This is a genomic window from Janthinobacterium sp. HH104, from assembly GCF_001758715.1.
Classification (GTDB): domain Bacteria; phylum Pseudomonadota; class Gammaproteobacteria; order Burkholderiales; family Burkholderiaceae_D; genus Janthinobacterium; species Janthinobacterium aestuarii.
Genome location: NZ_LRIB01000041.1, coordinates 37,193 through 52,508, shown reverse-complemented (window position 1 = coordinate 52,508; position 15,316 = coordinate 37,193). Strand labels below are relative to the sequence as shown.

Annotated in this window: 14 protein-coding genes; 6 read left to right on the top strand and 8 right to left on the bottom strand. The window is 63.0% G+C overall.

The annotated features are described in order from the left end of the window. The first annotated feature begins 145 nt into the window (after positions 1 to 145). Positions 146 to 1,027, top strand: coding sequence for a formyltetrahydrofolate deformylase (gene purU / locus JAB6_RS18800; RefSeq protein WP_070304058.1), 882 nt, complete (start codon positions 146 to 148; stop codon positions 1,025 to 1,027). Between the two features lie 39 nt (positions 1,028 to 1,066). Further along, entirely contained in the window at positions 1,067 to 1,609 is a 543-nt protein-coding gene (locus JAB6_RS18795) for a YaeQ family protein (RefSeq protein ID WP_034758748.1), read from the top strand. Between the two features lie 59 nt (positions 1,610 to 1,668). Here the strand turns inward: JAB6_RS18795 and JAB6_RS18790 are convergent, their stop codons facing one another. Then, positions 1,669 to 2,454: a head GIN domain-containing protein gene (locus JAB6_RS18790; protein ID WP_070304057.1), complete on the bottom strand. Its 786-nt coding sequence runs from the start codon at positions 2,452 to 2,454 to the stop codon at positions 1,669 to 1,671. 185 nt (positions 2,455 to 2,639) lie between these two features. On the opposite strand from JAB6_RS18790, the gene JAB6_RS18785 reads away from it, so the two are divergent. After that, positions 2,640 to 3,275 carry an SAM-dependent methyltransferase gene (locus JAB6_RS18785; RefSeq protein WP_034758744.1) on the top strand — a complete coding sequence of 212 codons (636 nt, stop codon included), beginning with the start codon at positions 2,640 to 2,642 and terminating at the stop codon, positions 3,273 to 3,275. A 52-nt stretch (positions 3,276 to 3,327) separates the two neighbouring features. Here JAB6_RS18785 and JAB6_RS18780 read toward each other — a convergent pair whose 3' ends face one another. Continuing rightward, a complete protein-coding gene (locus JAB6_RS18780; protein ID WP_070304056.1) occupies positions 3,328 to 4,602 on the bottom strand; it encodes a cytochrome c in 1,275 nt (424 codons plus the stop codon). Then, positions 4,599 to 5,282, bottom strand: coding sequence for a c-type cytochrome (locus tag JAB6_RS18775; RefSeq protein ID WP_254671695.1), 684 nt, complete (start codon positions 5,280 to 5,282; stop codon positions 4,599 to 4,601). Before JAB6_RS18775 ends, JAB6_RS18780 begins: the two co-directional genes overlap by 4 nt. A gap of 194 nt (positions 5,283 to 5,476) precedes the next feature. Here JAB6_RS18775 and JAB6_RS18770 point away from each other — a divergent pair, with 194 nt between their 5' ends. Both JAB6_RS18770 and JAB6_RS18765 read left to right on the top strand, forming a co-directional pair. Continuing rightward, the gene (locus tag JAB6_RS18770; protein WP_070304054.1) at positions 5,477 to 6,898 is read left to right on the top strand and encodes a PLP-dependent aminotransferase family protein; all 1,422 of its coding nucleotides are present in this window, start codon (positions 5,477 to 5,479) and stop codon (positions 6,896 to 6,898) included. Between the two features lie 90 nt (positions 6,899 to 6,988). Further along, entirely contained in the window at positions 6,989 to 7,336 is a 348-nt protein-coding gene (locus JAB6_RS18765) for a DUF4870 domain-containing protein (protein ID WP_034758731.1), read from the top strand. Positions 7,337 to 7,357: 21 nt separating this feature from the next. Here JAB6_RS18765 and JAB6_RS18760 read toward each other — a convergent pair whose 3' ends face one another. From JAB6_RS18760 to JAB6_RS18750, 3 genes are read right to left on the bottom strand one after another with little or no spacing between them, the layout of a single operon-like run. Beyond that, positions 7,358 to 7,783, bottom strand: a complete 426-nt coding sequence (locus JAB6_RS18760; protein ID WP_070304053.1) for an SMI1/KNR4 family protein — start codon at positions 7,781 to 7,783, stop codon at positions 7,358 to 7,360. Positions 7,784 to 7,803: 20 nt separating this feature from the next. Further along, positions 7,804 to 8,451: a 3'-5' exonuclease gene (locus JAB6_RS18755; protein ID WP_070304052.1), complete on the bottom strand. Its 648-nt coding sequence runs from the start codon at positions 8,449 to 8,451 to the stop codon at positions 7,804 to 7,806. Between the two features lie 9 nt (positions 8,452 to 8,460). After that, positions 8,461 to 8,970, bottom strand: coding sequence for a ProQ/FINO family protein (locus tag JAB6_RS18750; RefSeq protein ID WP_034758713.1), 510 nt, complete (start codon positions 8,968 to 8,970; stop codon positions 8,461 to 8,463). A 592-nt stretch (positions 8,971 to 9,562) separates the two neighbouring features. Between JAB6_RS18750 and rpoD the strand changes: the two genes are divergently transcribed. Then, a complete protein-coding gene (gene rpoD / locus JAB6_RS18745; RefSeq protein ID WP_070304051.1) occupies positions 9,563 to 12,121 on the top strand; it encodes an RNA polymerase sigma factor RpoD in 2,559 nt (852 codons plus the stop codon). A 64-nt stretch (positions 12,122 to 12,185) separates the two neighbouring features. Here rpoD and JAB6_RS18740 read toward each other — a convergent pair whose 3' ends face one another. Beyond that, positions 12,186 to 13,325 (bottom strand): hypothetical protein, encoded by a 1,140-nt coding sequence (locus tag JAB6_RS18740; protein WP_070304050.1) that lies wholly within the window; start codon positions 13,323 to 13,325, stop codon positions 12,186 to 12,188. A gap of 55 nt (positions 13,326 to 13,380) precedes the next feature. Then, positions 13,381 to 15,177: a PAS domain S-box protein gene (locus tag JAB6_RS18735; protein WP_070304049.1), complete on the bottom strand. Its 1,797-nt coding sequence runs from the start codon at positions 15,175 to 15,177 to the stop codon at positions 13,381 to 13,383. Between the last annotated feature and the right edge of the window lie 139 nt (positions 15,178 to 15,316).

Sequence of the window (15,316 nt, the reverse complement as noted above, 5' to 3'; positions counted from 1 at the left end):
CCGCCAGCAGCCATGCCGCTTGCGTGGAAAATGCATGTTTACAGGCCCGGCCGTGCGACAATAGCCGGCTCGCGGCAGCGCAGCCGATGGCCGGCGCGCGTGGCTGAGCCGAGCATCGCCTTACTTTTTACCTGATTCCGCGACCATGACGCATCCCGAATACATCCTGACCCTGTCCTGCCTGGACCAGCGCGGCATCGTGCACCGCGTCTCCGGCTTCCTGGCCGAACACGGCTGCAACATCCTCGATTCCGCCCAATTTGGCGACCAGGAATCCCAGCTGTTCTTCATGCGCGTGCATTTTGCGCTGGAAGACGGCGCCGTCAGCGACGCCCAGTTGCGCAGCGACTTCGCCGACTTGTCGCAATCCATGCAGTTGAACGGCGCTTTCCATGGCCAATTGCACGATGCGCGCGTCAAGCCGCGCGTCATGCTGATGGTGTCGAAGATCGGCCACTGCCTGAACGATTTGCTGTTCCGCTACAAGAGCGGCTTGCTGAACGTGGAAATTCCCGCCATCGTGTCGAACCACATGGAGTTCTACCAGCTGGCGGCCAGCTACAATATTCCCTTCCACCACCTGCCGCTGGCCACCGGCGCGCCGGAAGAGGCCAAGCTGGCGCAGGAAGCGAAGATCATCGACCTGATGGACACGCACAAGATCGACCTGGTGGTGCTGGCGCGCTACATGCAAATCCTGTCGCCGGGCCTGTGCCAGGCGCTCGATGGCCGCGCCATCAATATCCACCATTCCTTCCTGCCCAGCTTCAAGGGCGCCAAGCCGTATGCGCAGGCGCATCACCGCGGCGTCAAGCTGATCGGCGCGACGGCCCATTTCGTCACGGGCGACCTGGACGAAGGCCCGATCATCGAGCAGGACGTCGAGCGCGTCGACCATGCGATGGATGCGGAAACCCTGACGGCCATCGGCCGCGACGTCGAGTGCGTGGTGCTGGCGCGCGCCGTGAAATGGTTCGTCGAGCACCGCATCCTGAAAAATGGCGACAAGACGGTGGTTTTCCGCTGATACCGACTTCACTATTCACTTTACCGAGACAGAAACACGATGGCCCTCAAAGCAACAATTTTCAAAGCCGATCTGCAGATCGCCGACATGGACCGCAATTACTACCAGGATCACGCGCTGACCCTGGCGCGCCACCCGTCCGAAACGGACGAGCGCATGATGGTGCGCCTGCTGGCGTTCGCCATCCATGCCGACGAGGCGCTGACGTTTACCAAGGGCCTGTTCGACACGGAAGAGCCCGACCTGTGGCAGAAAGACTTGACGGGCGCCATCCAGCTGTGGATCGAAGTGGGCCAGCCCGACGAAAAGCGCATCCTCAAGGCGTGCGGACGTTCGGAACAGGTCATCGTCTACAGCTATGGCGCAACGAGCCACATCTGGTGGAAGCAGATCGCGAATAAACTGGAACGGGCGAAGAACTTGACCGTGATCAACCTGCCATCCGAGGCGGCGCAAGACATGAGCAAGCTGGCGCAGCGCAACATGCAACTGCAATGCACGATCCAGGATGGCCAGATCTGGCTGACGGACAGCGTCAACACGGTCCTGATCGACCGCGAACCGGTCAAGCCGGCCCGCTGATTTGACTGTTTGAAACGCAAAAAGCCCGGAGCGATCCGGGCTTTTTGCATTGCGCTTGATTAATTCGGCGCGCTGCCCAGGCGGCGGATGCTGCTCGAACGCTGCATGCTGCGGCTGATGCGCGGGTCGCCGTAGTAGCTCACTTCGCCAGAACCGCCGATGCTGATGGCCAAGTCTTGCTTGGCCCACACGGTGGCTTCGCCCGAGCCGCCGATGCTCACCTGCACCTCGCGCGCGGCCAGGTGGCCCGCCTCGATATTGCCCGAGCCGCCGATCGATGCCGTCAGTTGTTCCGTCTTGCCGCTGGCCTTGAAGCTGCCGCTGCCGCCGATGGCGATGGACACCTGGCGGCTGTCGAGGTCGCGCGCGTGGATGGAGCCGGAACCGCCCACGTCGAAGCGCAGGTTCTCGGCGCGCAAGCCCGTTGCCGTGATGTTGCCCGAGCCGCCCACGCTGACGCGCTCCACCTGGCGCGCCTGGATGACGATGGTCAGGCTGCTCTGGCGGAAGTTGGCGTTGCGCTTGGCGGGCCGGATGCGCAGGGTGCCGTTTTCCACGGCCGTATCGATCAGCGGCAGAATATTGTCGTCCGCTTCGATGGTGACGCTGTCCGTGTTGCCGATGCGCAGTTCGACCGTACCCGGCACGTTCAGCGCCACGGCATGGAAACTGCCCACGTCGCGCGTCTGCTTTTGCAGCTTGCCGCTGCCCTGGATGCTGTTGCCGGAAATCCAGTCGAGCGGCGACGCCAGCGCCGGCGCGGCTGGAATGGCCAGCGCGCAGGCGGCCAGCAGCAGGGCGGCCGCGGCGCTGGCGTGGCGGCGGTGGAAAAGTATCGGTGTCATTCTTGCTCCCTGTTGGAATTGGTATGAAAGCATGGTATGCCAGCCGGCCGCGTCTGCGTACCGTCCTGCGACAGACTGCGCCAGCAGCGGCATGGAATGCAGGAGGCTGCGACAGGATGGCATGAGGTATTATGTCGGTGGGACATACGACGAGCGGCACGCGCCGCTCACACTACTGGAATTACATGCTGATCATCACCATCAAACAGGGCAAGGAAAAGAGCTTGCTGGGCCAATCGTGGATTTACGCATCCGCGATTGAAAAAGTCGAAGGCAAGCCGCAGGAAAAAATGAAGCCCGGCTCGACCGCCATCGTGCAAAGCTCGTCGAAGCAGTTCATCGCCCGCGCCGCCTACAATTCGAAGTCGCAGATCCGCGCGCGCATCTGGAGCTTCAAGGAAGACGAACCGGTCGACCACGCGCTGATCAAGCGCAGGGTCAAGGCCGCCATCGAGAAAAAACTGCCGGCCATCAAGAAGGCGGGCGAAAACCAGCTGCTGACCCTGATCAAGGGCGAGGACGAGGGCTTGCCGGGCCTGGTGGTGCAGCTGTTCGGCGGCGTGCAAGGCTATCTGATCTGCGAATTCAACGCCGGCGGCGTCGACGCGTGGAAAGTGGCCATCGTGCAATCGCTGATGGCGTCCACCGGTTGCGCGAACGTGTACGAGCGCTGCGACGACCTGATGCGCAAGGGTGAAGGCTTGCCTTTGATCGACGGCGCCCTGGCCGGCGAAGAGCCGCCCGATGAAGTCATGCTGACAGACAATGGCGTGCGTTATGCGCTGGACTTGAAGACGGGGCACAAGAGCAAGTTCCGCTGAGGATTGCTGTGGTTCATGAAAAAGCCGGCGCAAGCCGGCTTTTTCATGTCTCCTATTCCAGCGGCACGCTGCGGTATTTATTGACTTCCAGCGCAGAAACCGCCGGCGCATCATTGCCCCACGACGCCCGCAGATACGTGACCACGGCTGCCACTTCTGCATCATCCATGACGGGGCCGAACGGCGGCATGCCGTAGGGACGCGGGTTGCCGCGGGTGCCGGGCGCGAAGCCACCGTTGAGCACGAGGCGGATGGCGTTGACGGCCGACTGCGTCGTCAGCGCGCGGTTGCCGGCCAGCGGCGGGTAGCCGGGCGGCACGCCCTTGCCGTCGGCCTGGTGGCAGCTCGCGCATTGCGCCTCATACAGTTTCGCGCCCAGCGCCAGTTGCTGCCTGGCTTGCTCCGACGTGTCGCGTGGCGCCCGTTGTGCGGGCTGCGCGGGACCGGGCAGGCTTTTCAGATAGACGGCCATCGCCTGCACGTCGGCGTTGCTCATGTGCTGCAAGCTTTGCCGCACGACTTCGGCCATGGGGCCGAAGACGGTGGCGCGCGGCGACACGCCCGTTTTCAGCAATTCCACGATATGCGCCGTGTCCCAGTCGCCGAGGCCCGCTTCCGCATCCGACGTCAGCGACGGCGCGTACCAGCCCAGCACGGGGATCAGGCCGCCCGACAGGCCGTCGTCGCTGCCGCCCAGGGTCGTGCGGCTGCTATGGCAGGCGCTGCAGTGGCCCAGGCCCTGTACCAGGTAGGCGCCGCGGTTCCATTCCATGCTTTTGTTTGTGAGCGGCTGGTACACGCCCGGCTTGAAATACAGGGCGCGCCAGGCGGCCAGCGCGATCTGCTGGTTGTAGGGAAAGCGCAGCGCGTGCGGCGCGTTCGCTTGTTTGTGCGGTGGCACGCTCTGGAAATACGCGTACAGGGCGTCGCTGTCTTCGCGCCGCACCTTGGTGTAGCTGGTGTAGGGAAAGGCCGGATACAGCAGCCGGCCATCTTTTGATTTGCCGTTATGGATGGCGCGCCAGAAATCGTCGGCCGTCCAGCTGCCGATGCCCGTTTCCTTGTCCGCCGTGATGTTGGGCGAGAGCACCTTGCCGAACGGCGTCTGCAAGGCCCGTCCGCCCGCGTAGGGCACGCCGCCGCGCGTCGTGTGGCAAGCCATGCAGTCGCCCGCCTTGGCCAGGTAGGCGCCGCGCGCGACCAGCTGTTCCTGGCTCAGGGTGCTGGCTACGGCGGGCGGCCCCATGTCGTCCGCCGGCCACAGGAGGAATTTGGCGCCGGCCGCAACGATGGCGACGCCGGCAAGCGCGATCATCCATTTTTTCATGGCGCCACCTGCGCGCTGGAACCGGGCACGCCGCCGCAATGCAGCGGCAAGGACACGGTGATGCCGCTGGCGGGGCGCGCATCGGCGCTGGCCACCTGCGTGCCCAGCCAGGCCGAGACGGCGCCCACATCCGCGTCGGACAGGCGCTGCGCCACTTGCGCCATGCAGTCCGGTGAGTGGGCGCGGCGGATGCCGTTCTTCCACGCGCCCAGCTGGGCATTGATATAGTCGCGCGGCAAGCCCAGCAAGCCGGGGATGGCGGGTGCCACGCCGGCCAGCTGCTGGCCGTGGCAGGCGATACAGGCGGGAATCTTTTTGCCGGCGTCACCGCGCAGCACCAGTTGCTGTCCCCGCGCCAGAGCGACCGCGCCGGCGCCGCTGGGCTGGGCCGGCGGCGGGGCAGGGTGTTGTGCCGCAAAATACTCGGCAATTTCGCGCAGGTAATCGTTAGACAAGTGTTCGACCATGTAGTTCATCAGCGGATACTGGCGCCGCCCCTCGCGAAAGTTCAGCAGCTGGTTGTACAGGTAGCCGGCAGGCTTGCCGGCGATGCGGGGAAAGAATGCGTCGTGCTTTTCCTCTTGCGCATGGCAGGACGTGCACGCCTTGATGCGCTGCTCCAGGCTGTCGTGGCTGGCGGAGATGGCAGCGGGCGCGGCCAATGCCATGCCGGGCATCATGAGGGCCAGGGCCAGCATGGAGAGGGAATGCGGTAGCATGGAGAGTTGCATGGAAAATAGCCTGTCTCGTCGGTCGATATTGTGTACCGGTGTTGCTGCCCGGCTAATTTTTATGAGCCTAGCATATACCGGGTGCTGTTACTGTGACAGGATCAGTTGTGCAATAAAACTACGGATCAGTTTGAGGAGCAGGGTTGAAACGATATGAGGAATTGGCGGAAGAAGTCGCCGCCATGATCAGCGCGCAGCTGTTGCTGCCTGGCGATAAGTTACCGTCCGTGCGCCAGCAGCATGCGCGCAGGGGCGTCAGCCCGTCGACGGTGTTCCAGGCGTATTATTTGCTCGAAGCGCGCGGCATGATCGTCTCGCGTCCCCGCTCCGGCTATTACGTGGCGCCGCAGCGCGCCGCGCTGGCGCCCGAGCCGGACAGTTCCCATCCGCTGGCCGCCAGCACCACGGTCGACGTCAGCGACCTCGTGTTCGAAGTGCTGGGCGCCGTGGGCGCGCGCGATATCGTGCCCTTCGGCTCGGCGTTTCCCAGCCCGCATCTGTTTCCCATGGAACGGCTGGCGCGGGCCGTGTCGGCCAGCATGCGCCGTCTCGACCCGTGGAGCACCGTCACGGATTTGTCCTTGGGCAATGCGGAACTGCGCCGCCAGATCGCGCTGCGCTACCAGCTCGACGGCGTGCCCGTTTCCAGCGACGACATCGTCATCACGAATGGCGCGCTGGAAGCGCTGAACCTGTGCCTGCAAGCCGTCACGCGGCCCGGCGACACGGTGCTGATCGAGTCGCCCAGCTTCTATGCCTGTTTGCAGGCGCTGCAGCGGCTGGAACTCAAGGCCGTCGAGATCGCCACCAGCCCTCGCGATGGCGTCGACCTGGCCGCGCTGGAAGAGCTGTTGCAGCGCCACCAGCCCAAGGCGTGCTGGCTGATGACGAGTTTCCAGAATCCGCTGGGAAGCCTGATGCCGTCGGAAAAGAAGCGCGCGCTGGTCGAATTGCTGGCGCGCCACGACGTGCCGCTGATCGAGGATGACGTGTATGGCGAGCTGTACTTTGGCAAGCAGCGCCCCGGCCTGACGAAAAGCCACGACAGCGCGGGCTTGGTGATGCATTGCAGCTCGTTTTCGAAGACCCTGGCGCCCGGTTTTCGGTTGGGCTGGGCCGTGGCGGGCCGCTATGCGCGCCAGGTCGAGCGCCTGAAACTGACGACCAGCCTGTCGGCGCCCATCCCGCTGCAGATGGCGCTGGCCGACTACCTGGCGCAGGGCGGCTACGATCGTCACTTGCGCCAGCTGCGGCTGACCCTGGCTGCGCAGCAAAACACCATGCTGCAAGCCATCGCCGTGCATTTTCCGCCCGGCACGCGTGTGACGCGGCCGCAAGGCGGCTATTTTGTCTGGGTGGAAATGCCCGTGGGTATCGATGCGCTGGCCTTGCACCGCAGCGCGCTGGCGGCCGGCATCAGCATTGCGCCCGGCCCCATCTTTTCTGCCACGCGCGCGTTTCGCCATTGCATCCGCCTCAATTACGGCCACCCGTGGAGCCCGCAGCTGGAAGAGGCCGTCGCCACCCTGGGGCGGCTGGCGCAGGCGGCAACAAGCGGTACATGAAAAAAAGTCCCTTGCGGTAGCACATGTTTCATTCCAAAAAGAAATATTGCTGTTATATTGAAGTATCTATAACTAATGATGGGAATGATAATGGATAACACGCAGCCGGAAGTGGGCCGTACGCAAGATACGACGATGGCCATTCTGTCCCATGTTGGCGGCCTGTTCACCAGCTGGGTGGCGCCGCTGATCATTTACTTGATCAAGAAAGATGATGCGGATAAATTCTCGGCCGAGAACGCCCGCGAAGCGCTCAATTTCCAGATCACCCTGATCATCTGGTATTTCGCCTGCTTCATCCTGTCGTTCGTGCTGATCGGCCTGTTCCTGTTCTGGATCGTGGCGCTGGCCAACCTGGTGTGCTCGATCGTCGCGGCCGTCAAGGCCAGCAATGGCATCACTTACCGCTATCCGCTGACTTTGCGCCTGGTCAAATAAGGCTGCGCCGGCCGCCGGGTTTTAGCCCGGCCGGCCGGGCAGTATCAGGAATGACGCAAAGTCGGGTGCCACCGTGCTGGTGGCGCCTGTTTCATGCGACCACAGCACGACCACGGGCTCGCCCGATGGCCCCGTTTGCGCATAGTCAAAACAATAGTAATCGCCCGTGCCGAACTGGGCGAAGGGCAGCAGGGCGCTGGCCTCGTTGCCACCACCCACATTCCTCAGCCATTCCTGCCAGCCCGTGTTGTAGTGGCGCTCGATTGATTCCCACGTCTTGCGCGCATTGGCCGCGTCGTAGACGGGAAATATGCTCAAGGCGCCCAGCGCGCGGCCATTGTTCTCCAACAACCATTGCACGTAGGACGCGGGCAGCGCTCGCTCCAGTGCCTGTTCGGCGGCGGCGATCGCCTCAAGCGTGGTGCCGATGGACTTGTTCTTGTTCATGCTGCGGAAAGGCGCCAGCTTCAGGCAGGAGCGGGAGGCGGGGCCGGTGGCGTGCTGGCGCGCGGGGCTTTTTGCGGCGTGACCTTGCCGCCTTCGGCGATCCAGCGGCGGTACACGCGCAGGGCCACTTGCGCATCGTCGGCCGCGTACAGGATCTGCTTTTCCGTCAGGCGCGAGGTGGCCCAGTTGGTGGTCGAGATCTTTTTCGATTTCTGCAGGTGCAGGCCGAAGAACTTGGCCACGGCCGTCTTCGCGCCCAGGTCGTTGCGCTGGCCGCCGCGCAGGGCGACGGACAGGTCGAGCACCTGGGCCGGCGCGATACCGAGCTTGTTGCGCAGGCGCTTGACGTCGTCGGACAGGCCAAAACCCACTTTCAGGGTGGTGGTTGATTCGAGGATGGCTTTGAGTTCGGCCAGGGCTGGCGCCGGCGTGCTGCCCACCTGGAACAGGTAGGCGATGTCGTCGGTGGCCAGCTGGATCAGATGGGGACCCGTGGAAGACTCGCCCTTGACGAACGTCGGCTTCGATTCCGTATCGAAGCCGATGGCGTCCGCTGCCAGCAGCGCGGCCATGGCCGCTTTTGCATCATCGCTGGTGCGTACCAGCTTGACGTGGTCGAGGGCGATGCCTTGATACGGGGGCAGTGGCGGTGCGGCAGCTGTGTCCATGAAACCGGATCAGCCTTTGCGCGAGAATTTCGCGGTCAGCTGATTCAGTTTTTCCAGGCGCAAGCGGTTTGCTTCTTCGGCGGCCGCTGCATCGCGCTCGGCTTTCTTGCGCTCGGCTTCCTTCTTGAAGCGCTGCTGCAATACTTGCGTGGCGTGGTCGCGGTGGGTTTGCGTCACTTCCGCGCCGGCCGTGCCGTCGAGGTCGTAGCGTACCTTGGCTTTTTCCATCACGCGCAGGTAGCGCAGCGAACCCGTGTGGATGCCCAGCGCCGTGCGCATCAGCTTGCGGTCCAGGTCCGGCAGGCGTGCCAGGATCTGCTTGTCGATACCGATCGACAAGGGCAGGCAATCGCGGAATGGCGGGAATTGCTCCTGGAATTGCTTCAGCAGCGCGCGCGCGGTCAGGCCGGCAGGCGCCGGCGTGGTCGCTGCGGCCGGTGCCGCCGCTGGGGCTGCATCGACTGGCGTGTCAGGAGTGGTGGCTTGCTGGTCTGGCGTGGAGCTGGTCATCGACATCATTGGTTGGGCTATAAAAGGGGAGCATAGCACGCGCCACAGGCAAGTGCATTGTCTTTTTTGGCAACTTGCGCGCAACTTGCGCTGCGATAGGCGGGTCCGCGCTACAGCGGACGCAGCGCGAAATGCGGGAAATGTGTATAATGTCGGCTTGCGCTGATGACTGGACCCCGTTTTTGACGGTCTGGCTCAGGTGTGCAGGGGATAGGAGCAGTGCGGTACAGGATCCCAATTATTAGTATTTTTGATATCGGATATTCCTCTTATCAATTATCCAGATAACTGGCCTTCGTGCATAATCTTGCTCTCCGCTGTGTCTTCACTGAACAACAATAGATTCAAGCCCGTTCTGGTACGGGCTTTTTTTCATTCCGCAATGTACATCGCTTATTTATCTGACCCGGCTTCGGCCTCGCCGTACGGTCCGCCGCTCCGCATGACGGATGCGCGGGCTTTGAACGTCCCGATAGACAGGCGCCGCTGCCGTTAACACGGCAGCCGCAACAATACGCTCCATCGAGTCCGGTTTCGCAGGCTTAGGTGGAATCATTCACTTCGCGCCGACACCATCTGGTCTCGCATTAAGAGATATCTCATGAAGAATACGCCAAAAACTTTAACGTTGTCCGCCAAGGCGCCACGCCCAGCCGCGGCACCACTTGCCGTACCCAAAACGACTTTATCTTACTTCATCGATAATGCGCAAGCGAATCCGGAAGCCACCGTCACGACGGCGCCGACCGTCGTCACCGTGGTGAAGAAAAGCCGCTCGCGCCTGGCCGCCGTGCCACCGGCCGATACGGCTGCGGAAGCGGCCGTCAGCGCGCCAGCCGCCGAGGCTGTTGCCGACGTGACCGAGGCCGCTGAACCCGCCCCGGCGAAGACGCCAAGCGTGAAGATCGCCCCTGGCGCCAAGGCTCCGGCCGCGCCGCGCAAGGTCAGCGAAAGCGCCGCCACGAACAAAGTGGTGACGGCAGCCCGTTCGAAAGTCGTGCGCGCCAAGCCGGAAGCGGCGCCCGTGACCATCATCACCGGCGCGCAAGTGGTCAGCAAGACCACGGACGCCGACGCCCTGGCCGCCATCGATACGTCGAATTATTTCCTGCCAACCGTCAAGGTGCCAGGCCGCCGTGGCCGCAAACCGAGCGAATTCACGCCGGAAAACGATGAAGTGGCAGCACTGAACGCCGTCGAACGCGCCGAACTGAAGGCCGTGTCGAAAGCGCGCGACCGCAAGGCCAAGGGCGGCCTGGCGGACGCATTGGGCGATCCGGAAGCATCGGCAGCGGACCTGGAACGCCGCCGCAAGCAGATCACGGGCTTGATCAACATGGGCAAGGAACGCGGTTTCCTCACCTATGCCGAGATCAATGACCAATTGCCTGAAAACATCATCGATCCGGAAGCGATCGAAGGCATCATCGCCACCTTCAACGACATGGGCATCGCCGTCTACGAGCGCGCCCCTGACGCGGAAAGCCTGTTGTTGACTGACAACGTCGCCACCGTCACCAGCGATGATGAAGTGGAAGCGGCTGCCGCGACCGCCTTGTCGACCGTCGACTCCGACTTCGGCCGCACCACCGACCCCGTGCGCATGTACATGCGTGAAATGGGCGCCGTGGCGCTGCTGACGCGCGAAGGCGAGATCGAGATCGCCAAGCGCATCGAAGGCGGCTTGAAAGACATGATCCAGGCTATTTCCGCCTGCCCGACCACGATCGGTGAAATCGTTGCGCTGTCGCAAAAAATCGCGCGCGACGAAATCAAGGTCGATGAAGTGGTCGACGGCTTTGTCGATCTGAACGAAAGCAATGCCCCGGCGCCTGCCGCTGCCGCCGCGCCTGCCGCCGCCAGCGGTGACGACGAGGAAGAGGAAGAAGAAGCCGAGGAAGAAGACGGCGACGCCAATGGCGGCGCGGCCGGTTTCTCGAGCGAGCAGTTGGCGCAGCTGAAAAAGAATGCGTTGGAGAAATTCAACGTCATTTCGACGCAGTACGACAAGATGCGCAAGGCGCCCGAGGGCTACAATTCGAAAGCCTACATCAAGGCGCAGGAAGCCATTTCGCAGGAATTGCTGGGCATCCGCTTCACGGCCAAGGTCGTGGAAAAGCTGTGCGACACTCTGCGTGGCCAGATGGAAGAAGTGCGCCACATCGAGCGCGCCGTGCTGGAACTGTGCGTGAACAAATGCGGCATGCCGCGCGCCCACTTCATCAAGGTGTTCCCGGGCAATGAATGTGACCTGGAATGGGTCGACCGCGAAGTCGATTGCAAGTATCCGTACAGCGCCATCCTCAGCCGCAACGTGCCTGCCGTCAAGGAACTGCAAAAGAAGATGATCGACCTGCAAGCGCGCGTGGCCCTGCCGCTGGCTGACTTGCGCAAGATCAACAAGCAGATGGCTGCCGGCGAAAAGCGTGCGCGTCACGCAAAACGCGAAATGACGGTCGCCAACTTGCGTCTGGTCATTTCGATCGCCAAGAAATACATCAACCGCGGCTTGCAATTCCTCGATCTGATCCAGGAAGGCAATATCGGCTTGCTGAAGGCTGTCGACAAGTTCGAATACCGCCGCGGCTACAAGTTCTCGACCTACGCCACCTGGTGGATCCGTCAGGCGATCACGCGTTCGATCGCCGACATGGCCCGCACCATCCGCGTGCCGGTGCACATGATCGAAACGATCAACAAGATGAACCGCATCTCACGCCAGATCATGCAGGAAACGGGCAGCGAGCCGGACCTGGCGACTCTGGCCGTCAAGATGGAAATGCCGGAAAACAAGGTGCGCGAAATCATGAAGATCGCGAAAGAGCCGATTTCCATGGAAACGCCGATGGGCGAAGATGGCGATTCGCAACTGGGCGACTTCATCGAAGACAACACGACCCTGGCGCCGCTGGACGCCGCGCTGCACGCATCGATGCGCAACGTGATCAAGGAAGTGCTGGACTCCCTGACGCCGCGCGAAGCGAAAGTGCTGCGCATGCGTTACGGCGTGGAAATGTCGAACGACCACACCTTGGAAGAAGTGGGCAAGCAGTTCGACGTGACGCGCGAGCGTATCCGCCAGATCGAGGCGAAAGCCATGAGCAAGCTGCGCCAGCCTTCGCGTTCAGATAAATTGAAAACCTTCCTGACGCAAAACTAAGCGTAGGGCAAGCAACAAAAAAAGAGGCGCAAGCCTCTTTTTTTTCGCCCATCTCCAGCGTTGCTTACATAAAATACGTGCGCTGGCCTGGCAGGCCGGCGCGGTGATGGTGCTGCAGCTTGTACAGCGCCACGCCGCTGGCGCCGATGATGAAGGTGAGGAACAGCCAGTCCAGCGGGTTGCGGCGCGGCGGTGGCGGCGACGCTTGCGACGGCACGGCGAAGGCCTGGAATTTATGCCCCGTGTAGATGGCGCCCACCACCAGCCCGGCGTCCGTGATCTTGTTGGTCAGGTACAGGCCGTCGTCGCGGCGGCGCACCGTCATCACACCTTCCTTGTAGACAAAGGTCATCGGTTCATAGCCGTTGATGTTGACGCTGCCGACCACGTGTCCGGCCGCATTGACCGCTGTGGCGTAGCTGTCGCCCTGGCCGATCATGGCGCCCAGGTCGAGCATGCGCTTGCCGTCCCAGGCAAAGGCGTGCCAGCGCCGCTTTTCCGTTTCCGAGGCGCCCACGATCAGGCCCGCGTCATTGATGGCGGTGGCCGAGCTGATGCGTCCGCCGGGCAGGGTGCCGATTTCCTGCATGCCCGCGCCGGGGCGGTAGACGAAGGCGCGGCGGTAGCCATCGCCGCGCTGGGCCGTGCCCACCACCACGCCATGGCTGTTCAGCCCGCTGGCATAGCTGCTGGCGCCGCCCAGGGTGCCCAGATCTTGCAGGCTGTGGTCGGCTTTTGTCACAAAGGCGTGGAAATCGCCGCCGCTGGTATCGGCATAGCCGGCCACCTGGCCGCCGCGCGCGATGGCCGTGGCGTAGCTGCTGGTGCCGCCCAGCGTGCCCAGGTCGCGCATGCCGCCCGCCGCATCGTAGCGGAAGGCGTGCCAGGCGCCGCTGGCCGTCTGCGCCGAACCGACCACCACGCCATGGATATTGATGGCCTTGGTGAAACCTTCATCGCCGCCCAAGGTGCCCAGCTCGCGGATGCGGCCATGCTGGTACGTCACGGCGCGGCGCCGTCCTTCTTCCTCCATGATGATGCCGGCCACCAGGCCCGCCGGGTTCAGGTCGGACGCGATGCTGCCATTGCCATCCCTTTCACCAAAGCCCCGTTCGGCATAGATGATGGCGCTGGCGGTGGAGGCGGCGGCCAGCAGGCACAGGCCGAGCAGTGGGGCGGGGAGGCGGGAGAACCGTGGCGGCATGATAGTTTCCTCAAAGAAAAAACTTACTATACTTTTTAATGTCGAAAATACATACTTAATTTTCTACTGTTTTTGCTAATTCTTGTGTTGCGTCATGGTTGACTGGCGCGCCTTTCCTGGCCCGCGACAGGTGGATGGCCAGCACCGTGCCCTGGCCGGCCTGGCTGTCGATACGCAGTTCGCCGCCCAGCGCGTGGACACGTTCGCGTATGCTTTTCAGACCGAAGGCGGCCCGCTTGCCGTGGTCGCCCGGCTGCATGCCGATGCCGTTGTCGCTGATGCGCAGCACGATGGCGTCCGCGTCCTGCTCCAGCGCCACTTCCACTTCGCTGGCCTGGGCATGGCGCACGATGTTCGACAGCGATTCCTGCAGCACGCGGAAGATGGCCGACGTCTGGCGCTGGTCCAGGCCCAGGTCCGGCGCCTCGCTGTCGAGCTTGAGCCGGTAGCGGATGGCGCCGCGGCCCTCCATCTGGCGGATCAGCCATTCGGCCGCCGGGCCCAGTCCCAGCTCGAGAGTACTGGGATGCAAGTCATTGATGATGGTGCGCACGGAGCGGATGGTGGTATCGATGGTGTCGAGCACGCGCTGCGCGTGGCGGTGCAGACGCGGATGGCCCTTGGCCGTGCGCGCGTGCAGCAGCGACACATCGATGCGCAGCACCATCAGGTTCTGGCCCAGGTCGTCATGAATGTCGAGCGCGATGCGGCGCCGCTCTTCTTCCTTGATGGTTTGCTGGTGGTCGGTCAATTCGCGCAGCTGGGCCAGGGTGCGTTCCAGGTTTTCCTCGTTGCGCTTGCTGTCGGTGATGTCGATGGCCATGGCGATGATCATCTGCGGCCGGCCGTGGGCGTCAAACACGGGTTTCTTGTGCGTCTGCACCAGGCGGTTTTCCTGCAACTGCGCGTTCCATACCAATTCTTCGCGGATCACCACCTTGCGGCTGGCAAACGCTTCCCGGTCCGCCGCGTGGAAGCCCACGTTCTGATCGCTGGGAAAGTGCTGCAGGTCGCGTCCTTCGGCGATGTCCTGCTGGCGCACGCCCCATTGCTGTTCGCAAGCCTGGTTCATCAGCAAGATGCGCGAATCGGCATCCTTGAGGAACAGCGACAGGGGCATCATGGAAATGATGTCCTGCAGCCGTTCTTCGCTGCGCGCCAGGGCCGCTTCCGTTTGCGCGCGCATGGCGATTTCCGCGGACAGCTGGAGATTCACGTCGAGCAGCTGGGCCGTGCGCAGGGCCACGCGGCTTTCCAGCTCCGCATGGGCGACGCTGAGCGCGTGTTCGGCCCGCTTGTGTTCCGTGATGTCGTTGGCCAGCACGAGCGCGCCTGTCAAGGTGCCCAGCTGGTCGTACAGGCAGCGGCCGCTGATCATGGCCCAGCGTTCCGATCCGTCGCTGTGCCAGTACTGCAGTTCGCCCATGCAGCTGTGTTCCTGCGTGCGTCTCAGCGGGCACAGGCGCAGCAAGGTCGCTTCATCGTGGAATTCGCTCATCTTGTGGCCCAGCAGCTTTTCCGCCGGGATGCCCAGCATGTCGCACAGGCGCTGGTTGAGATGCAATATCGTGCCTTCCGCGTCCGTTTGCCACATCCCGTCCTGCGCCGTCTCGCTCAGGTCGCGGTAGCGCATGACGCTGGCGTCGAGCTGCAGTCGCGTGCTGGCCAGGTGGTTGCGCAGCACGCGCAGCAGCCATAGTGCGATGCCGCCAGCGGTCGCCAGCAGCAGCGACAGCCAGACATGTTCCCAGAAGTTGAGTTCCTGCCAAGCCGCGCCCGCCAGCCAGCCCAGCACGACCAGGATGATGGCGGCGCATGCCGCACCCAGCGTTTCAATCGACCATTTGCTCATCCGCATTCCTGGCGTCGTGGTTGGCCGCTGCGGTGCGCCTGGCGCCGGAGTGGGGGGAGGATATTCCACGCTAGTGTAATACCAAATGTTGCTTTCTTGAGAATATTTTTCCATTGAGCAAGCAAAAGGGCCGGCCCTT